The organism is Pseudomonas sp. (assembly GCF_049301935.1).
Lineage (GTDB): Bacteria > Pseudomonadota > Gammaproteobacteria > Pseudomonadales > Pseudomonadaceae > Aquipseudomonas.
Genome location: NZ_JBAQLP010000015.1, coordinates 1 through 18,850, shown reverse-complemented (window position 1 = coordinate 18,850; position 18,850 = coordinate 1). Strand labels below are relative to the sequence as shown.

Annotated in this window: 17 protein-coding genes; 9 read left to right on the top strand and 8 right to left on the bottom strand. The window is 62.6% G+C overall.

The genetic code is table 11. From position 1 onward, the window contains the following. Positions 1–100: 100 nt before the first annotated feature. Complete coding sequence (gene gatA, locus WA145_RS02045; RefSeq protein ID WP_422579965.1) at positions 101–1,552, bottom strand: Asp-tRNA(Asn)/Glu-tRNA(Gln) amidotransferase subunit GatA; 1,452 nt, start codon at positions 1,550–1,552, stop codon at positions 101–103. Between the two features lie 15 nt (positions 1,553–1,567). Next, entirely contained in the window at positions 1,568–1,855 is a 288-nt protein-coding gene (gatC, locus tag WA145_RS02040; RefSeq protein WP_422579964.1) for an Asp-tRNA(Asn)/Glu-tRNA(Gln) amidotransferase subunit GatC, read from the bottom strand. Between the two features lie 239 nt (positions 1,856–2,094). Between gatC and mreB the strand changes: the two genes are divergently transcribed. From mreB to tldD, 8 genes are all read left to right on the top strand, one after another. After that, positions 2,095–3,132, top strand: a complete 1,038-nt coding sequence (mreB, locus tag WA145_RS02035; RefSeq protein WP_108096189.1) for a rod shape-determining protein MreB — start codon at positions 2,095–2,097, stop codon at positions 3,130–3,132. 89 nt (positions 3,133–3,221) lie between these two features. After that, positions 3,222–4,181 carry a rod shape-determining protein MreC gene (gene mreC, locus WA145_RS02030; RefSeq protein ID WP_422579988.1) on the top strand — a complete coding sequence of 320 codons (960 nt, stop codon included), beginning with the start codon at positions 3,222–3,224 and terminating at the stop codon, positions 4,179–4,181. Beyond that, positions 4,181–4,666 carry a rod shape-determining protein MreD gene (gene mreD, locus WA145_RS02025; protein WP_422579963.1) on the top strand — a complete coding sequence of 162 codons (486 nt, stop codon included), beginning with the start codon at positions 4,181–4,183 and terminating at the stop codon, positions 4,664–4,666. The genes mreC and mreD overlap by 1 nt, the downstream gene beginning before the upstream one ends. A 45-nt stretch (positions 4,667–4,711) precedes the next feature. Beyond that, positions 4,712–5,332 (top strand): Maf family protein, encoded by a 621-nt coding sequence (locus tag WA145_RS02020; protein ID WP_422579962.1) that lies wholly within the window; start codon positions 4,712–4,714, stop codon positions 5,330–5,332. A 61-nt stretch (positions 5,333–5,393) separates the two neighbouring features. Next, entirely contained in the window at positions 5,394–6,851 is a 1,458-nt protein-coding gene (gene rng, locus WA145_RS02015) for a ribonuclease G (RefSeq protein ID WP_422579961.1), read from the top strand. 28 nt (positions 6,852–6,879) lie between these two features. Further along, entirely contained in the window at positions 6,880–10,713 is a 3,834-nt protein-coding gene (locus WA145_RS02010) for a YhdP family protein (protein ID WP_422579960.1), read from the top strand. Positions 10,714–10,799: 86 nt separating this feature from the next. Next, complete coding sequence (locus WA145_RS02005) at positions 10,800–11,666, top strand: carbon-nitrogen hydrolase family protein (protein WP_422579959.1); 867 nt, start codon at positions 10,800–10,802, stop codon at positions 11,664–11,666. Then, positions 11,666–13,123, top strand: a complete 1,458-nt coding sequence (tldD, locus tag WA145_RS02000; protein WP_422579958.1) for a metalloprotease TldD — start codon at positions 11,666–11,668, stop codon at positions 13,121–13,123. Before WA145_RS02005 ends, tldD begins: the two co-directional genes overlap by 1 nt. A gap of 135 nt (positions 13,124–13,258) precedes the next feature. On the opposite strand, the gene yjgA is transcribed toward tldD, so the two are convergent. Beyond that, complete coding sequence (gene yjgA / locus WA145_RS01995; RefSeq protein ID WP_422579957.1) at positions 13,259–13,777, bottom strand: ribosome biogenesis factor YjgA; 519 nt, start codon at positions 13,775–13,777, stop codon at positions 13,259–13,261. Between the two features lie 103 nt (positions 13,778–13,880). Between yjgA and pmbA the strand changes: the two genes are divergently transcribed. After that, positions 13,881–15,227 (top strand): metalloprotease PmbA, encoded by a 1,347-nt coding sequence (pmbA, locus tag WA145_RS01990; RefSeq protein WP_422579956.1) that lies wholly within the window; start codon positions 13,881–13,883, stop codon positions 15,225–15,227. A 59-nt stretch (positions 15,228–15,286) separates the two neighbouring features. Here pmbA and WA145_RS01985 read toward each other — a convergent pair whose 3' ends face one another. The 5 genes from WA145_RS01985 to WA145_RS01965 form a co-directional block, all read right to left on the bottom strand. Next, entirely contained in the window at positions 15,287–15,559 is a 273-nt protein-coding gene (locus WA145_RS01985) for an HPr family phosphocarrier protein (protein ID WP_422579955.1), read from the bottom strand. Positions 15,560–15,571: 12 nt separating this feature from the next. Beyond that, positions 15,572–16,429, bottom strand: coding sequence for an RNase adapter RapZ (gene rapZ / locus WA145_RS01980; RefSeq protein WP_422579954.1), 858 nt, complete (start codon positions 16,427–16,429; stop codon positions 15,572–15,574). A 2-nt stretch (positions 16,430–16,431) separates the two neighbouring features. Then, entirely contained in the window at positions 16,432–16,905 is a 474-nt protein-coding gene (ptsN, locus tag WA145_RS01975; RefSeq protein ID WP_422579953.1) for a PTS IIA-like nitrogen regulatory protein PtsN, read from the bottom strand. A 15-nt stretch (positions 16,906–16,920) separates the two neighbouring features. After that, on the bottom strand, positions 16,921–17,229 hold the full coding sequence (gene hpf, locus WA145_RS01970) for a ribosome hibernation-promoting factor, HPF/YfiA family (protein ID WP_422579952.1): 309 nt from the start codon (positions 17,227–17,229) through the stop codon (positions 16,921–16,923). 192 nt (positions 17,230–17,421) lie between these two features. Next, positions 17,422–18,850 (bottom strand): RNA polymerase factor sigma-54 (locus WA145_RS01965; protein WP_422579951.1); only part of this gene is annotated, 1,429 nt, incomplete at its 5' end.

The window sequence follows — 18,850 nt, the reverse complement described above, 5'->3', positions numbered from 1 at the left end:
GTTCCTCGATCCTGTGTGGCCCGCGACCCTCACCCGGCGCTACGCGCCACCCTCTCCCATAAATGGGCGAGGGGCAAAGGTTGCATGGCTGCGCCATGGCTTAAAAACCGCTCGGCGCTTGGGTGTGCCAGTCAGTGACCTGTTGGTACTGGTGAGCGACGTTGAGCAGGCGGCCTTCCTGGAAGTAGTTGCCAAGCAACTGCACACCCACCGGCAAACCATCGACGAAGCCGGCAGGCATCGACAGGCCGGGGATGCCGGCCAGGTTGGCGGTGATGGTGTAGATGTCTTCCAGGTAGGCGGCGACCGGGTCGTTGTTCTTCTCGCCGAGTTTCCAGGCCAGGTTCGGCGTGGTGGGGCCGAGGATCACATCGACGTCATTGAAGGCGGCAACGAAGTCATTCTTGATCAGCCGGCGGATCTTCTGCGCCTTCAGGTAGTAGGCGTCGTAGTAGCCGGCGGACAGCGCATAGGTGCCGACCATAATCCGGCGTTTAACCTCGACGCCGAAGCCTTCGCCGCGCGAGCGCTTGTACAGGTCTTCCAGGTTCACCGGGTTCTCGCAGCGATAGCCGAAGCGCACGCCGTCAAAGCGCGACAGGTTGGAGCTGGCTTCGGCCGGGGCGATCACGTAGTAGGCGGGAATCGCGTGCTGCATATTCGGCAGGCTGATGTCCTTGATGGTCGCGCCGAGCTTTTTCAGCTCATCGACCACTGCCAGCACCTTCTCGCCGATGCGTGCATCCAGGCCTGCGCCGAAGTATTCCTTGGGCAGGCCGATACGCAGGCCGTTCAGCGGTTGGCTGAGGGCGGCCAGGTAGTCGTCCACTGGCTGCTCGACGCTGGTGGAGTCTTTAGGGTCAAAGCCGGCCATGGCCTGCAGCATCAGCGCGCAGTCGAAGGCGTCGCGGGCCAATGGACCGCCCTGATCGAGGCTGGAGGCGTAGGCGATCATGCCCCAGCGCGAAACGCGGCCGTAGGTCGGCTTGATCCCGGTGAGGTTGGTCAGCGCCGCCGGCTGGCGGATCGAGCCGCCGGTGTCGGTGCCGGTAGCGGCAGGCAGCAGGCGTGCAGCCACCGCAGCAGCCGAGCCACCGCTGGAGCCGCCGGGTACGCGGGTCAGGTCCCAGGGGTTTTTCACCGCGCCGTAGTGGCTGGATTCGTTGGCCGAGCCCATGGCGAACTCGTCCATGTTCAGCTTGCCCAGGGTCACGGCGCCAGCGCTGGCGAGTTTTTCCACCACGGTGGCGTTATAGGGCGCCTTGAAACCGGTGAGTATTTTCGAGGCGCAAGTGGTCAGCACGTCCTGGGTGCAGAACAGGTCCTTGTGGCCAATCGGCGCGCCGAGCAGGGCGCCGCTCTCGCCACCCGCGCGGCGAGCGTCGGCGGCTTTGGCCTGGCTCAGGGCCAGCTCCTCGGTGACGCTGATAAAGCTGTTGAGCTGCGGATCGAGTTGGGCGATGCGCGCCAACAGGTTGCGGGTCAGCTCTTCGGCGGAAAACTGCTTGTCGGCGAGTCCGCGGGCGATCTCGGCCAGGGTAAATTGATGCATGACTTGGCTTTTCCCTTACTCGATGACTTTCGGAACCAGATACAGGCCGTTTTCCACGGCGGGTGCGATGGCCTGGTAGGCCTCGCGCTGGTTGCGTTCGGTGACCTGGTCAGCGCGCAGGCGCTGAGTGGCTTCCAGCGGGTGCGCCAGCGGCTCGATGCCATCGGTATTGACCGCCTGCATCTGGTCAATCAGGCCGAGAATGTTATTGAGGGTCTCGGTGGTACCCGGAATATCGGCTTCATTCAGGCCCAGTCGGGCCAGATGAGCGATTTTCTCCACGTCGCAGCGTTCAAGCGCCATCAGGTTTCTCCCTATAAAAAGCAGCGCATTTGCTGGCTGCCTTTGGAAATGTGAACGAGTCGCCATGCACAGCTGCGCAGGGAACAGAGTGTGACAGGTGGCGGTCAAAGGCCGCGATGATGGGCCTTAAAGCCCTGAAAAACCGGCAATCTAACATATTGGTGCCTTGCTCAAAATCCCTGCCGTTGTTAGAGTTTGCCGCACTTTTTTACCCACGCGTTGCCTAGGGTCCCTATCCCATGTTCAAAAAACTGCGTGGCATGTTTTCCAGCGATCTATCGATTGACCTGGGCACTGCCAATACCCTGATTTATGTTCGCGAACGCGGCATCGTCCTCAACGAGCCGTCGGTCGTGGCTATCCGCACCCACGGTAACCAGAAAAGCGTGGTGGCGGTCGGCACCGAAGCCAAACGCATGCTCGGCCGTACCCCCGGCAACATTGCGGCTATCCGTCCGATGAAAGACGGCGTGATCGCCGACTTCAGCGTCTGCGAGAAGATGCTGCAGTACTTCATCAACAAAGTTCACGAAAACAGCTTTCTGCAACCGTCGCCCCGCGTGCTGATCTGCGTGCCGTGCAAATCCACCCAGGTGGAGCGCCGCGCCATCCGTGAATCGGCCCTCGGCGCCGGTGCCCGCGAAGTGTTCCTGATCGAAGAACCGATGGCCGCTGCCATCGGTGCCGGTCTGCCGGTTGAAGAGGCCCGCGGTTCGATGGTCGTCGATATCGGTGGTGGTACCACGGAAATCGCCCTGATCTCCCTTAATGGTGTGGTTTACGCCGAATCCGTGCGGGTCGGCGGCGACCGTTTCGACGAAGCGATCATCACCTACGTACGTCGCAACTACGGTTCGCTGATCGGTGAATCCACCGCCGAGCGGATCAAGCAGGAAATCGGCACCGCCTATGCCGGTGGCGAACTGCGTGAAGTCGACGTACGTGGCCGTAACCTGGCCGAAGGGGTACCGCGCAGCTTTACCCTGAACTCCAACGAAGTGCTCGAAGCGCTGCAGGAATCCCTGGCGACCATCGTCCAGGCGGTGAAAAGCGCGCTGGAGCAATCGCCGCCGGAGCTGGCCTCGGACATCGCCGAGCGTGGCCTGGTGCTCACCGGTGGTGGCGCGCTGCTGCGTGATCTGGACAAGCTGCTGGCCCAGGAAACCGGTCTGCCGGTGATCGTCGCCGAAGACCCGCTGACCTGCGTGGCTCGTGGTGGCGGCAAGGCGCTGGAGATGATGGATCGCCACACCATGGACCTGCTGTCCTCGGAGTAAGGCGCCACTGTTCCACGTCCTAAGCTGCAAGCCGGGTTCTGCCCGCTTGCAGCTTTTTGTTTGCTGCCTGACGCCGTGAGGAGCTGCCGATCAAACCGCTATTTGCCAAAGGTCCTTCGCTGGGTGTGCGCCTGCTGGTGTTTACCGTGCTGTCGGCTGCGCTGATGGTGGTCGACGCACGCTTCACCCTGCTGCAGCCGCTGCGTGCGCAGCTCGGCCTGATTGTCGAGCCGGTCTACTGGGTCGGCCGTCTGCCGGTACGGGTGTGGGAGAGCGCGACTCAGGAGCTCAGCACGCGTAGCGAGTTGACCGCCGAGAACGAAAAACTCAAGGCCGAACAGCTGATGATGCAGCGCCGCCTGCAGAAGCTCGCCGCCCTCACCGAGCAGAACGTGCGCTTGCGCGAGCTGCTCAATTCGGCCGCGCTGGTCGATGACGAGGTGCTGGCCACCGAGTTGATCGGTATCGATCCCAATCCCTTTACCCACCGCATCCTGATCGACAAGGGCGAGAAGGACGGCGTGGTCCTGGGTCAGCCGGTGCTGGATGCTCGCGGCCTGATGGGCCAGGTGGTCGAGGTGATGCCCTATACCTCGCGCGTGCTGTTGCTGACGGACACCACCCACAGCATTCCGGTGCAGGTCAATCGCAATGGCCTGCGCGCCATCGCCAGCGGCACCGGCAACCCGGAGCGCCTGGAGTTGCGCCATGTGGCGGACACGGCAGATATCAAGGAAGGCGATCTGCTGGTCAGCTCCGGCCTTGGCCAGCGTTTCCCGGCCGGTTATCCGGTGGCCATGGTTAGCGAAGTGATCCACGACTCCGGCCAGCCCTTCGCGATTGTCCGTGCGGTACCTACGGCTACGCTGAACCGCAGCCGCTATATGTTGCTGGTGTTTACCGACCCGCGTACCCCGGAGCAGCGTGCCACCGACTCGGCGCAGGCGCAGGAAGCCCTGGATCGTGAAATTCTGCAGCAGGCGCAACCCGTGCAACCTGCGTCCGACGCGCCCGTGGCGCCCGCCAATCCGCCGGAGGCAGCGCAATAATGGCCGCACGTTCAAGCAACCTCTGGGTGGTCTGGCTGACGTTTGCGTTAGCGCTGTTGCTCAGTGTGTCGAGCATGCCGAAATTTATGGAGCTGGGCCGGCCACTGTGGCTGGCGCTGTTTCTGACCTATTGGGTGCTGGCGTTGCCACATCGCGTGGGCATGACCACGGCCTGGGGCCTCGGCTTGTTGGCGGATGTGCTAAATGGCAGTTTGTTCGGCCAGAATGCGCTGATTCTGACGCTGATCACCTTTCTGGTGCTGACCCTGCATCAACGCCTGCGCATGTTCCCCATGTGGCAGCAAAGCACGGTGCTGCTGGTGGTGTTTGGCCTGGCGCAGCTGGTGCAGTTGTGGCTGAACGCCCTGACCGGCAGCCGCCCGCCCACTCTGGCGTTTGTCTTGCCGGCGCTGGTCAGTGCCTTGCTCTGGCCCTGGGTCTGCACCTTGCTGCGCGGGCTGCATCAGCGTCTAGGCGTCAACTAAGCAGGGCCGCCTGGCCTTGCGTTTATCCGACAGGGAGAAGTCAGCATGGCCACCCTCTATCTCGCCTCCGGGTCGCCGCGTCGCCGCGAACTGTTGACGCAAATTGGCGTGCCCTTCCTCACGCAAATCGCTCCGATTGATGAAAATGCATTGCCAGGTGAGGCGCCAATCGCCTATGTAGAGCGTCTGGCTCGCGCCAAGGCGCAGGCTGGGCTGGCGCCATTGGCCGATACTGCGGATGCCGTGGTGCTCGGCGCCGATACCGCCGTGGTGCTCGATGGGCAGATTCTCGGTAAGCCGGCTGATCGTGACGATGCGCTGGCGACCCTCAGTGCGCTGTCTGGGCGTACTCACCAAGTGCTGACGGCAGTGGCGCTGGTCAGCCGCGAACGGCTGGAGTCGCGGGTGGTCACCAGCCAGGTCACCTTTCGCGCCTTAGCACAGGCCGAAATCGAGGCCTATTGGGCCAGCGGCGAGCCACAGGACAAGGCTGGGTGTTACGGTATTCAGGGGCTGGCGGCGGTGTTTGTCAGCCAGTTGCAAGGCAGTTATTCGGCGGTGGTGGGCTTGCCGCTGTGTGAAACTGCCGCGTTGCTCGCAGAATTTGCTATTCCGTGCTGGCAGACACTGCCAGATCACAGTCAAGAGGTTGCGGGTCGCGGGTGAGTGGCAGCCTTTACCGGCGCAGTCCCTGGGCTTTCAGCTTGATCTCAGAAGAGATAAGCGCATGAGTGAAGAAATTCTGATCAATATCACGCCGATGGAATCGCGCGTGGCGGTGGTGGAAAACGGCGTACTGCAGGAAGTGCACGTCGAGCGCACGCAGAAGCGTGGCATCGTCGGCAATATCTACAAGGGCAAGGTGGTGCGCGTGCTGCCCGGCATGCAGGCGGCCTTTATCGATATCGGCCTGGAGCGTGCGGCGTTTATTCACGCGGCGGAAATCTCCAGCCGTGAAGGCCCTGCGGTGGAAAGCATCAGCGCCCTGGTGCATGAAGGCCAGAGCCTGGTGGTGCAGGTGACCAAGGACCCAATTGGCAGCAAGGGCGCACGCCTGACCACCCAGCTGTCGATCCCTTCGCGTTATCTGGTGTATATGCCGCGCACCGCCCATGTCGGCATCTCGCTGAAGATCGAAGATGAAGCCGAGCGCGAGCGCTTGAAGCAAGTAGTCGCCGATTGCGTGGCCGCCGAAGGCATTGAGGAAACCGGCGGTTTTATCCTGCGCACCGCGGCTGACGGGGCGGGTGCCGATGAAATCCTCGCCGATATTCGGTACCTGCGCCGCCTGTGGGAGCAGATCGCCACGCAGATGAAGGTCGGCCCGACGCCGCTGGTGATCTACGAGGATCTGTCCCTGGCGCTGCGCACCCTGCGCGACCTGGTCAACCCGAAGATCGAGAAGATCCGCGTCGACTCGCGGGAGACCTTCGGCAAGATCACCCAGTTCGTTGATGAGCTGATGCCGGAAATCGCCGATCGCCTGGAGCATTATCCCGGCGAGCGGCCGATTTTCGACCTGTATGGCGTCGAGGATGAAATCCAGAAAGCCCTGGAGCGCAAGGTGCCGCTCAAGTCCGGCGGCTATCTGGTGGTCGATCCGGCCGAGGCGATGAGCACCATCGATGTGAATACCGGCGCGTTCGTCGGCCATCGCACGCTGGAAGAAACCATCTTCAAGACCAATCTGGAGGCGGCTACGGCGATTGCCCGCCAGCTGCGCCTGCGCAATCTGGGCGGGATCATCATCATCGACTTTATCGACATGGAAGATGAAGAGCACCAGCGCCAGGTGCTGCGCACCCTGGAGAAGCAGCTGGAGCGCGACCACGCCAAGACCAATATTATCGGCATAACGGAATTGGGGTTGGTGCAGATGACCCGCAAGCGCACCCGCGAAAGCCTTGAGCAGGTGCTGTGCGAGCCGTGCAGCTGCTGTCAGGGGCGCGGCAAGCTGAAGACGGCGGAAACCACCTGCTATGAAATCTTCCGCGAGATTTTGCGAGAGGCGCGAGCCTATCAGCCGGAAGGGTATCGCGTGCTGGCCAATCAGAAAGTGGTCGACCGCTTGCTCGATGAAGAGTCGGGCAATGTCGCCGACCTCGAAGCCTTTATCGGCCGCACCATCAAGTTTCAGGTCGAGACCATGTACTCCCAGGAGCAATACGATGTGGTGCTGCTCTGATATACCCGCCTATCCGGGCGTGAACTGAATGCAGGCATTGGCGCGCTGGACTGCCCTGCTGCTGCGTACGGCACTGGGGCTGTGCGCCTTGGCGCTGGTATTGGCAGCGCTGTATGTCAGCCTCGGCCGCGAGCTGGTGCCGCTGGTCGCCGAATACCGTCTTGAGGCTGAAGACAAGGCCCGTGAAGTGCTGGCCATGCCGGTGCAGATCGGCGCGCTGGAAGGCCTCTGGCAAGGCTTCTCGCCGGTGCTGACCGCCCATGATGTGGCGGTGGGCGAGGGCGCTGGGGCCTTGCAGCTGGATCAGGTGCGTGTGGTGCCGGATGTGCTGGCCAGCCTATTGGCGCGTCAGCTGCGCATCGCCCGGCTTGAGCTGGATGGCGTGCAGCTGGTGGTGCAGCAGGGCGAGGACGGCCGCTGGACGCTCAAGGGCTTGCCGCAACGCAACGCGCCGGCGCCGCTCGACCTGGCGCAGCTGCTGACGCAGTCGCAGCTGGTCAAGCGCCTGTCGCTGTTCAACAGCCAGGTCACCGTGCAGGCCTTCGAGCAGCCAGCGCGCACCTTGACCTATGTGAATCTCAGCCTGCGCAACGGCAGTGTGCGCCAGCGCCTGGATGGCCGCCTGCGGTTGCCCGATGGCCAGCCGCTGGCCCTGCAGTTGCGCACACGGATAACTGCCAAGCGCTGGCAAGACGCCTCCGCCGAGCTGTACCTGAGTCTGCCGCAGAGCGATTGGGCGGCCTGGGTGCCGGCGAGCCTGCTGGCGCAATGGCGCCTTGAGCAGTTGCAGCTGGGTGGTGAGGTCTGGCTGAGCTGGGCCAAGGGCGGCGTGCAGCGCGCCGTCAGCCGTCTGCATGTGCCGCAGCTCAAGGCCGGCTACGCCAAGCGTGAGTCGGTGGCGCTGCACAATCTGGCGCTGAATGCCTATTTCACCCGCACCGAGCTGGGTTTCAAGCTGCTCCTGGATGACCTGGCCTTCAGCCGTGATGAGCAGCGCTGGGGCGAAGTGCGCCTGGCACTGACCCAGCAGGCGGAAAGCGCAGAGGTGCAGGAGCAATGGCTGCTGAGTGCCGATCGTCTCGACCTGGCGCCGCTGCAGCCGCTGGTGGCGGGGCTTGCACCATTGCCGGACAAAGGCCTGGCACTGCTTGAACAGCTCAAGCCGCATGGCGCGTTGCGTAATATCCAGCTCGACTACCGGCCGCGGCTGACCGACAGCAAGCGCCTGCAATTCTCGGCCAATCTCGAACGCGTCGGCTTTGCCGCGTACCTCGGCTCGCCGGCGGCGGAAAACCTCAGTGGCAGCATCAGCGGTGATCTGGGCCAGGGCGAGCTGCGCGTCGACAGCGAAGACTTTTCCCTGCACCTCCATACCCTGTTTCCCAAGCCCTGGCATTACCAAACTGCCAAGGCGCTGCTGACCTGGCAGATTGATGAGCAGGCGTTCACCCTGCGCAGCCCGTATCTGCAAGTGCTGGGGGAGGAAGGGCCGGTCGCCGGTGACTTCCTGATTCGCCTGCGCTTCGACCCGACGCAGGAAGACTATATGGACCTGCGCGTTGGCCTGCGTAACGGCGATGCGCGCTTTACCGAGAAATACCTGCCGAGCCGGTCGCCGGGCATGAGTCCTGAGCTGGATGCCTGGCTGAAAAGTGCCATCCGCGGTGGCGCGGTCGATGAAGGCTATTTCCAGTACCAAGGCTCGCTGAACAAGGGCGCGGAGAATACCGCGCGCAGTATCAGCCTGTTCTTCGCCGTGCATGATGCCGAGCTGGCCTTTCAGCCCGGCTGGCCGGCGCTGCGCGAGGGGCGTGGCAAGGTGTTGATCGAAGACACTGGCGTGCGCGTCGACCTGGTGCAAGGGCGCATCCTCGATAGCCAAGTGAGCAACGCCCAGGCGCTGATCGCGACTGCATTGCCGGGGCTGCCGCCGCGTCTGTTGCTGACCAGTGAGCTGAGCAGCAATGTCGAGGATGCCCTGCATATCCTGCAACAGACGCCAATCGGCACCGCAGAGACCTTTGCCGGCTGGGCTGGCGCGGGGGCGCTGGCCGGTAAGTTGAAGCTCGACCTGCCATTGCGCAAGGGTATGGCCCCTGCAGTGGTGGTGGATTTTGCCACTCAAGGCGCGCAGCTCAGCCTGCCCAACCCGCCGTTGCAGTTCAGCCAGCTGCAGGGCGCCTTTCGTTACAACACTGCCAGCGGCCTGAGTGCTCCGGACATCCGTGCCCAGGTGCTGGGTCATGCTGTGCGTGGCAAGGCCCTTGCCGAGGGCGCGCTGGGCAAGGCGCGCAGTCGCATCGAGGCCAGCGGGCAGATCGCCGTGACTGAGCTAAGCACCTGGCTGGGTGTGACCCAGCCGCTGCCCATTAGCGGCAACCTGCCTTATCGCCTTGATCTGACCCTGGATGGCGCCGACAGTCAGCTGCGTGTGAGTTCCACCCTCAAGGGCGCAACGGTGGCGTTGCCGGCACCCTTTGGCAAAAGTGCTGACGAGGAGCGTGCGACGCACTGGCGCATGAGCCTGGGCGGGCGCGAACAGCGCTACTGGCTGGAGTACGCCGATCTGCTGAGCCTAACCTTTGCCGCCAGTCCGGGGCAGTTCAATCAGGGCCGTGGCGAGATTCGCCTGGCCGATGGCCCGGCCAGCCTGCCCACCAGTCAGGGCCTGCGTGTGCGCGGACGGGTGGCGGAGTTGGACTGGTCGGCCTGGCAGCAGGTGTTGCAGCCCTATGCCAGCGTGCCAATCGGGGATGCGCAGCGCCTGTTCAAGGATGCCCAGCTGCATATTGCTCGCTTCAGCGGCTTTGGCATCAGCCTGGATGCGCTGGACGTGGCGGTTGAACGCGAAGCTGCCACCTGGGCAGTCAGCCTCGACAGCCCGCTGCTGCAAGGCCAGGTCAGTTTACCGGATGCCGGTGAGTTGCCGATTGCCCTGACGCTCGACTACCTGCGCTTCCCGGCGGCAGCGCTTAAGGTTAAAGATGAACCCGTGGTGGATGCGCCCGATCCGCTGGCCAGCGTCGATCCGAGCAGCTTCCCGGCGCTGGATGTGCGTATTGCCGAGGTTTATCAGGGCATCGAACCGCTGGGCAGCTGGTCGCTCAAGGCGCGCCCGGTCAGTGACGGCGTGCAGTTCAGCGAGCTGGATCTCAATCTTAAAGGCCTGAAAATTGCGGGCCGGGCCACTTGGCTAAAGGCCGCGAACGGCACACGCACACGTTATGACGGGCGCATGGGCGGCGCTGATCTGGCCGATGTGCTGATCGCCTGGGGCTTTGCCCCCACCGCCAGCAGCCGCGACTTTCATATGAATGTGGACGGTCACTGGCCCGGCTCGCCGGCCTGGTTCAGCATGAAACGCTTTAGCGGTTCGCTGGATGCCTCGCTGCGCCAAGGGCAGTTCTCCGAGGTCGAAGGGCCGGCCTCGGCGCTGCGGGTGTTCGGCCTGCTGAATTTCAACTCGATTGGCCGGCGCCTGCGCCTGGACTTTTCCGACCTGCTCGGCAAGGGCCTGAGCTATGACCGGGTCAAGGGCTTGCTGGTGGCCGATAACGGCGTGTTCGTGACCCGCGAGCCGATCACCCTTACCGGGCCATCGAGCAATCTGGAACTCAATGGCACCCTGGATATGGCCAATGACCGGATTGATGCCAAGTTGTTGGTGACCTTGCCGGTGACCAACAACCTGCCTTTGGCCGCATTGATAGTCGGTGCGCCGGCCATCGGCGGGGCGCTGTTTATCGCCGACAAGCTGCTGGGTGATCGTGTGGCGCGCTTTGCCAGTGTGCAGTACGACGTCAAGGGCGCCTGGCAGAACCCGGATATCAGCTTCGACAAGCCCTTCGAAAAACCGCAGTAAACGCCGTACGGTGGATATGCAGCCGTGCAGTCTGCCGGTATGGCTTGTAAGCTGAAGCCCGATACCGATAGTGAGATAAGGCAGTCATGACCTTCGCAGTCATTCAAATGGTCAGCCAGGCCGATGTCCTGGCCAATCTGGCGCAGGCTCGGCAGTTGCTCGAACAGGCTGCCGCGCAAGGTGCACGGCTGGCGGTGCTGCCGGAAAACTTCGCCGCCATGGGCCGGCGTGACCAGGCTGCGCTGGGGCACGCCGAGGCGTTGGGCCAGGGGCCCATCCTGCCCTGGTTACAACAGACCGCCCGCGATTTGAACCTGTGGATTGTTGCCGGCACCATACCCCTGCCACCGGATGGCCAGCCCGACGCCAAAGCGCACGCCTGCTCGCTGCTGATCGATAATGCCGGCCAGCGGGTGGCGCGTTATGACAAGCTGCACCTGTTCGATGTGGATGTCAGCGACAGCCACGGCCGTTATCGCGAGTCCGATGATTACGCCTTTGGCAGCCAGGTGGTGGTGGCCGATACCCCGGTCGGGCGTTTGGGCCTGAGCGTCTGTTATGACCTGCGTTTTCCCGAACTGTACAGCGCCTTGCGCGCAGCGGGCGCGGAGTTGATCAGCGTGCCGGCGGCCTTTACTGCGGTTACCGGCGCGGCGCATTGGCAGATACTCACCCGCGCGCGGGCCATCGAAACCCAGTGCTACGTGCTGGCGGCCGGGCAGGGCGGCAGCCATCCAGGCGGGCGCGAAACCTTTGGCCATTCGGCGCTGGTCGATCCCTGGGGCCGCGTGCTCGCCGAGCTGCCGCTGGGGCCGGGGGTACTGCTGGCCGAGCGTGATGCGACGGAGCAGGCGGCGATCCGCCAGCGCATGCCGGTGGCGCGGCATAAACGATTTTTTGCGGCAGCCGAACCACGGCTGCCAGGTGCAACAGTCATAAACGAGATTGAGTAATGAACAGTATGTTGGTATCCGTCAGTGAACATCTGTTGAGTCCGGGCGGCTTGACCATTGAGCATCTGCCGGCGGTGCTGGCGGACCTGGCCGGGCCGGGCATCGATGCGGCCGATCTGTACTTCCAGAGCCAGGTCTCGGAAACCTGGGCGCTGGAAGATGGCATCGTCAAGGAAGGCAGTTTCAACCTCGACCAGGGCGTCGGGGTGCGCGCCCAGTCGGGTGAGAAAACCGGGTTTGCCTACAGCAATGCGATCAGCGCCGAGGCCCTGAGCCAGGCGGCGCGCGCGGCCCGTTCGATTGCCCGTGCCGGGCAGCATGGCCGCGTGCAGGCCTTCAGCAGCCCGCTGGTTAAGCCGCTGTATGCCCAGGACAACCCGCTGGATGTGCTGGGCCGGGCGGAAAAGGTCGAGTTGCTCAAGCGCATCGATGTCGCTACCCGCGCCCTCGATTCACGCATCAAACAGGTGTCGGTCAGCCTGGCCGGGGTCTGGGATCGCATTCTGGTGGCCGCCAACGACGGCAGCCTGGGCGCGGATATTCGCCCACTGGTGCGCTTTAACGTCAGCGTGATCGTCGAGCAGAACGGTCGCCGCGAGCGCGGCAGCCATGGCGGTGGCGGGCGTACCGATTACCGCTACTTCCTCGAGCAGACCAGCAATAACGAAGAGCGCGCCATGGGCTATGCCCGTGAGGCCCTGCGCCAGGCGCTGGTCAACCTCGAAGCGATTCCGGCACCGGCGGGCACTATGCCGGTGGTGATGGGCGCGGGCTGGTCTGGCGTGCTGCTGCACGAAGCGGTTGGGCATGGCCTGGAAGGCGACTTCAACCGCAAGGGCAGTTCGGCCTACAGCGGGCGCATGGGCGAGCAGGTGGCTTCCAGCCTGTGCACCATCGTCGATGACGGCACCCTGGCCGAGCGCCGCGGCTCGCTGAGCATGGACGATGAAGGCACCCAGAGCCAGTGCACCACGCTGATCGAGAACGGCGTGCTCAAGGGTTATATGCAGGACAAGCTGAATGCCCGCCTGATGGGCGTGGCGTGCACCGGCAACGGTCGCCGTGAGTCCTACGCGCACCTGCCGATGCCGCGCATGACCAATACCTACATGCTGGCTGGCGCAAGCGACCCGGAAGAAATCATCCGTTCGGTAAAGAAGGGCATCTACTGCGCCAACCTCGGCAGCGGTCAGGTGGATATCACCAGCGGCAAGTTCGTGTTTTCCACTAGCGAGGCCTACCTGATCGAGGACGGCAAGATCACCGCGCCGGTCAAAGGCGCCACCTTGATCGGCAATGGCCCGGAAGCCATGAGCAAAGTGTCGATGGTCGGTAACGACCTGGCGTTGGACAGCGGCGTCGGTACCTGTGGCAAGGACGGCCAGTCGGTGCCGGTAGGCGTGGGCCAGCCGACGCTGAAGATCGATGCGATTACCGTGGGCGGAACCGGCGCCTGAGATTCGTAGGATGGGTTGAGAGTAATGATACCCATCGACATGCTCGTGATGGGTATCGTCGTTGCGCTCCTCGCCCCATCCTACGAGAGAGGCGTTAGGATGGGCCGAAGGCCTAACCCATCATGGTCGAGAGACCTAGCGCAAGCCGCGCTGGGTTTCATCCAGCTCGCGGATGTATTTGAAGATTTTGCGTGAAGCGGCCGGTGCTTTGTTCTGCGCCAGTTCGTGCTGACCCTGACGGATCAGCTGGCGCAGGTGTTGGCGGTCGGCGTCGGGATATTCGCCGACAAATTTTTCCAGGGTGTCGTCGTCGCCGTTGAGCAAACGGTCACGCCAGCGCTCCAGGTTATGAAAGCGTTCGTTGTACTGGCGCGTGGAGGCATCCAGCTGGTCGAGCAGGCTCAGGATGGCCGGGATGTCCTGATCGCGCATCAAGCGGCCGATAAACTGCACGTGGCGCTTCTTCGCGGCATTGGCGGTGTGTTTCGGTGCTTCGGCCAGTGCGCGGCGCAGCTCGTCGGTCAGCGGCAGCTTGTTCAGCAGGTCGAGTTTCAGGGTAGTCAGGCGTTGCCCCAGATCTTGTAGCGCGTGAAACTCGCGCTTGACCTGGGTTTTGCTCTTCTCGCCGGAGAAGTCGTCAAGGTATTCAGACATGGTGGCGGTCCAGTGGAAAACGCCGACATGATAGCAGCAAGTTTCCAGCTGTAAGCGTCTGGCCTGCGTGGCCGCGCTTGCCGCTTATCGTTCAGGAGTTCTTATGAGTGCAGTAGACATCGTCGGCCCCCAGGCTGTGCCGCAATTGCAGGCGCAGGTGGAGCAGATTATTGCCGAGGCCAGAAAGCAGGGCGCGAGTGCCTGCGAAGTGGCGGTATCGGTGGAGCAGGGCTTGTCCACCACGGTGCGTCAGGCGGAGGTGGAAACGGTCGAGTTCAACCGCGATCAGGGCTTTGGCATCACTTTGTATGTCGGTCAGCGCAAGGGCTCGGCCAGCACCTCGGCCAGCGGTGAAGCGGCGATTCGCGAGACCGTCGCCGCCGCCCTGGCAATTGCCAAGCATGCCTCCGAAGATGAGTGTGCCGGTTTGGCCGATGCCGCGCTGATGGCCCGCGAGCTGCCACAGCTGGACCTGTACCACGCCTGGTCGATCACCCCCGAACAGGCCATTGAGCAGGCCTTGAGCTGCGAGGCGGCGGCCTTTGCCGCAGACCAGCGGATCAAGAACGCCGACGGCACCACGCTGAATACCCATCAGGGTTGCCGGGTGTATGGCAACAGCCATGGCTTTATCAGCGGTTACGCCAGCACGCGGCACAGCCTGAGCTGCGTGATGATCGCCGAAGATGGCGGGCAGATGCAGCGCGACTATTGGTATGACGTCAACCGCCAGGGCGAGCTACTGGCCGATGCCGGCAGCATTGGTCGGCGCGCCGCCGAACGCGCGGTAAGCCGTTTGGGCGCCCGCCCGGTGCCGACCTGTGAAGTGCCGGTGCTGTTCGCGGCCGAGTTGGCCACCGGGTTGTTTGGCAGCTTTCTCGCGGCCATTTCTGGCGGCAATCTGTACCGCAAGTCATCGTTCCTTGAGGGTTCTTTAGGCCAGCAGTTGTTTCCCACCTGGCTGAAGATCGATGAACGCCCGCATATTCCCCGTGCGCTGGGCAGTGCGGCCTTCGATGGTGACGGTTTGGCGACCTATGCCAAGTCCTTTGTCGAGCGCGGCGAGCTGCTGTCCTATGTGCTGGGCACCTACTCCGGGCGCAAGCTGGGCATGCCGAGCACCGCCAACTCCGGCGGCGTGCACAACCTGTTTGTCAGCCATGGCGATGAAGACCAACAGGCGCTGCTCAAGCGTATGGGGCGCGGGTTGCTGGTCACCGAGCTGATGGGCCAGGGCCTGAACATGGTCACCGGTGACTATTCGCGCGGTGCGGGCGGTTACTGGGTGGAGAACGGCGAAATTCAGTTCCCGGTGCAGGAAGTCACCATCGCCGGCAACCTGCGCGATATGTTCAAGCAGATTGTCGCGGTGGGTAATGATCTGGAGCTGCGCAGCAATATCCGCACCGGTTCGGTGCTAATTGAACGGATGACGGTGGCGGGTAGCTAAAGCATTCGGCACAAAAAAGGGCAGCCCGTTTGCGCGGGCAGCCCTTTTTTCTGGCGGATTTACTCGCCTTCGTCGAAGTAGTTGTTGATCAACTCACTCAGGGCGTTGAGCGCTTCGGCGTCTTGCTCGCCTTCGGTATGCACATGCACGGCAGTGCCTTTGCCGGCAGCGAGCATCATCACCGCCATGATGCTTTTGCCATCGACCAGGCTTTCCGGCGTGCGGCCGACTTTTACTTGGCAAGGAAAACGCCCAGCGACGCCGACAAACTTGGCCGCCGCGCGGGCGTGCAGGCCAAGCTTATTGATAATGGTGATTTCGCAGGCGGGCATCGCGGCAATTCCTTAACTGAGGTCGCGGTGGCGAGTCTGAACGTTTTTCAGGATGGGTTTAAGGGTTTCACCCAGGCGGTTGGCCAGGTACACCGAGCGGTGATGGCCGCCGGTGCAGCCAATTGCCACCGTGACATAGGCGCGGTTGCTGGCGGCAAAGCGCGGCAGCCATTTGGTCAGGTAGGCGAAGATGTCCTGGTACATGTCCTCGACATCGGCCTGGGCTGAGAGGTAGTCGACTACCGGCTGGTCGAGCCCGGAGAAGTCGCGCAAGTCCGGCTTCCAGTAGGGGTTGGGCAGGCAGCGCACATCGAATACCAGGTCGGCATCCACCGGCATACCGCGTTTGAAACCAAAGGATTCGACCAGAAACGCGGTGCCCGGCTCGGGCTGATTGAGCAAGCGCAGTTTGAGGCTGTCGCGCAGCTGATACAGGTTGAGATGGGTAGTGTCGATCTTCAGGTCGGCCAGGTCGATGATCGGCCCGAGCAGCAGCGCTTCATCGGCAATCGCTTCGGCCAGCGAACGACTCTCGTTGGTCAGCGGGTGGCGCCGGCGAGTTTCCGAGAAGCGCTTGAGCAGGGTTTCTTCGTCGGCATCCAGGTAGATCACGTCGCACTTGATATGCCGTGCGCGCACCTCGTCGAGCAGTTCGGGGAAGCGCTTGAGGTGGCTTGGGAGATTGCGTGCATCAATAGATACTGCGACCTGCGGATGCAGCAGCTCGGTGTGCAGCAGGGCGCGCTCGGCCAGTTCCGGTAGCAGCCCGGCGGGCAGGTTGTCGATGCAGTAGAAGCCGTTGTCCTCAAGTACATCGAGGGCGGTGCTCTTCCCGGAGCCGGAGCGGCCGCTCACGATGATCAGGCGCATGCTTAGGCTCGGTTGAGTTGGCTTTGTACGTCCACGACCACCCGATACAGGGCTTCGCTGCTTTCGGCTTGGCGCAGACTGGCACGTACATCACTGCGATCGAGCATGCTGGCAATCTGCCGGAGCAGTTCCAGGTGAGCATCGGTGGCCGCTTCGGGTACCAGCAGGACAAACAACAGGTCCACTGGCGCACCGTCGATGGCGTCGAAGTCCACGGCGGCGTTCAGACGCAGCAAGGCACTGATCGGCGCGGTGCAACCGGGCAGGCGACAGTGCGGAATGGCAATGCCATTGCCGAAACCGGTCGAGCCGAGTTTTTCCCGGGCAATCAGGCTTTCGAAGATGTCTTGGCCGTCCAGGTCAGGCAGTTCGCGCGCCACCAGGTTGGCAATCTGTTCGAGAACACGTTTTTTGCTGCCGCCCGGCACGTTCACCAGGGAACGGCCGGGGGTCAGGATAGTTTCAAGTCGGATCATAGGAGGTAGACGACGTCAGCGGGCCATAGCGCCTTGTTGACGGTCGAGCTGTTTTTCCTTGTGTTTGATGAGTTGTCGATCGAGTTTGTCAGTCAGTAAGTCGATGGCTGCGTACATGTCTTCATGCTCGGCGTAGGCGACGACTTCGCCGCCGGCAATGTGCAGGGTCGCTTCGATTTTCTGTTTGAGCTTCTCGACCTCCATGGTGACTTGCACGTTGGTAATCTTGTCGAAGTGGCGCTCCAATCGGTCGAGTTTTTCGGCGATGTAGTCGCGCAGGGCGTCGGTCACATCCAGCTGGTGTCCACTGATGTTGACTTGCATACCGCTTTCTCCTTGTTGCCGTGTGTAAGAGGCAGACGAGAGGCCTGCCGCCGGAACACTGTGGCGTGGAAGACTCTACCGAACGAGCCTGGCACGGTCGCTGATTGCTTGTTGGCAGTATGGCTGCTTTTGCGAAAAGGCGAGGCCGGGCGTGTGCTGTGTCGAGTGGTCGTCTTCCTTCTGCGTGTCGCCTTAGATCAATCGCTTGCGCTCACTGGAAGGCGCTATTGCGAGGGACTCACGGTACTTGGCGACCGTGCGGCGAGCGACTTGAATGCCCTGTGCTTCCAGTAAACCAGCGATCTTGCTGTCACTCAACGGCTTTTTCGCATTTTCCGCCGCGACCAGTTTTTTGATGATGGCGCGGATCGCAGTCGACGAGCATTCGCCGCCCTCGGAGGTGCTGACATGGCTGGAGAAGAAGTATTTCAGCTCGTAAATGCCGCGCGGGGTGTGCATGAATTTCTGCGTGGTCACCCGCGAGATGGTCGACTCGTGCATGCCCACTGCTTCGGCAATATCGTGGAGTACCAACGGCTTCATCGCCTCGTCACCGTAATCGAGGAAGCCGCGTTGGTGCTCGACGATCTGCGTGGCGACCTTCATCAGGGTTTCGTTGCGGCTTTGCAGGCTTTTGATAAACCAGCGCGCTTCCTGCAGCTGGTTGCGCATAAAGGTGTTGTCGGCGCTGGAGTCGGCGCGCTTCACAAATCCTGCGTATTGCGCGTTGACCCGCAGGCGCGGCATGGCTTCCTGGTTGAGTTCCACCAGCCAGCGCTCGTTGTGTTTGCGTACGATCACGTCGGGCACCACGTATTCCGGCTCGCTGGATTCGATCTGCGAGCCAGGCCGTGGGTTAAGGCTCTGGATCAGGTCGATAACCTGGCGCAGCTCATCTTCCTTGAGCTTCATGCGGCGCATCAGCTGGCTGTAGTCGCGGCTGCCGAGCAGGTCGAGGTAGTCGCTGGCCAGGCGCTGGGCTTCGCTCAGCCACGGGGTTTTCGCCGGCAGTTGACGTAGTTGCAGGAGCAGGCATTCGCCCAGGTTGCGCGCGGCAATACCGGTAGGTTCGAACTGCTGGATGCGGTGCAACACGGCCTCGACTTCGTCGAGCTCGATGTCCAGTTCCGGGTCGAAGGCTTCGACCACTTCTTCCAGGGTTTCTTCCAGGTAGCCCTGCTGGTTGATGCAGTCGATCAGGGTGACGCCGATCAGGCGATCTTTGTCCGACATCGGTGCCAGGTTGAGCTGCCACAGCAGGTGGCTTTGCAGGCTTTCGCCGCTGGAGGTGCGGGTGGTGAAATCCCACTCGTCGTCATCGTTGCTGCTGCTGGGCAGGCTGCTGGCGCTGGTCTGGTAAATGTCTTCCCAGGCGGTATCGACAGGCAGCTCGTTGGGAATGCGCTCGCCCCAATCGCCTTCTTCCAGGTTGTCCACGGTCTGCGTGGCTTCCTGATAGTTGGTCTCCTGGTACGGTGTTTCTGGCTGTTCGCTGGAGGATGCGCTTTCTGCGCCATCGGCCATGGGGTCCGAAGTGTCGAAAGCGTCGCCTTCTTCCTGGCGTTCGAGCATCGGGTTGGACTCCAGTGCCTCCTGGATCTCTTGTTGCAGATCCAGGGTC

Excerpts from the sequence above, each read along its gene's own strand:
- gatA (WP_422579965.1), bottom strand. The coding sequence starts at position 1,552 with ATGCATCAATTTACCCTGGCCGAGATCGCCCGCGGACTCGCCGACAAG.
- gatC (WP_422579964.1), bottom strand. The coding sequence starts at position 1,855 with ATGGCGCTTGAACGCTGCGACGTGGAGAAAATCGCTCATCTGGCCCGA.
- mreB (WP_108096189.1), top strand. The coding sequence starts at position 2,095 with ATGTTCAAAAAACTGCGTGGCATGTTTTCCAGCGATCTATCGATTGAC.
- mreD (WP_422579963.1), top strand. The coding sequence starts at position 4,181 with ATGGCCGCACGTTCAAGCAACCTCTGGGTGGTCTGGCTGACGTTTGCG.
- WA145_RS02020 (WP_422579962.1), top strand. The coding sequence starts at position 4,712 with ATGGCCACCCTCTATCTCGCCTCCGGGTCGCCGCGTCGCCGCGAACTG.
- rng (WP_422579961.1), top strand. The coding sequence starts at position 5,394 with ATGAGTGAAGAAATTCTGATCAATATCACGCCGATGGAATCGCGCGTG.
- WA145_RS02010 (WP_422579960.1), top strand. The coding sequence starts at position 6,880 with ATGCAGGCATTGGCGCGCTGGACTGCCCTGCTGCTGCGTACGGCACTG.
- WA145_RS02005 (WP_422579959.1), top strand. The coding sequence starts at position 10,800 with ATGACCTTCGCAGTCATTCAAATGGTCAGCCAGGCCGATGTCCTGGCC.
- tldD (WP_422579958.1), top strand. The coding sequence starts at position 11,666 with ATGAACAGTATGTTGGTATCCGTCAGTGAACATCTGTTGAGTCCGGGC.
- yjgA (WP_422579957.1), bottom strand. The coding sequence starts at position 13,777 with ATGTCTGAATACCTTGACGACTTCTCCGGCGAGAAGAGCAAAACCCAG.
- pmbA (WP_422579956.1), top strand. The coding sequence starts at position 13,881 with ATGAGTGCAGTAGACATCGTCGGCCCCCAGGCTGTGCCGCAATTGCAG.
- WA145_RS01985 (WP_422579955.1), bottom strand. The coding sequence starts at position 15,559 with ATGCCCGCCTGCGAAATCACCATTATCAATAAGCTTGGCCTGCACGCC.
- rapZ (WP_422579954.1), bottom strand. The coding sequence starts at position 16,429 with ATGCGCCTGATCATCGTGAGCGGCCGCTCCGGCTCCGGGAAGAGCACC.
- ptsN (WP_422579953.1), bottom strand. The coding sequence starts at position 16,905 with ATGATCCGACTTGAAACTATCCTGACCCCCGGCCGTTCCCTGGTGAAC.
- hpf (WP_422579952.1), bottom strand. The coding sequence starts at position 17,229 with ATGCAAGTCAACATCAGTGGACACCAGCTGGATGTGACCGACGCCCTG.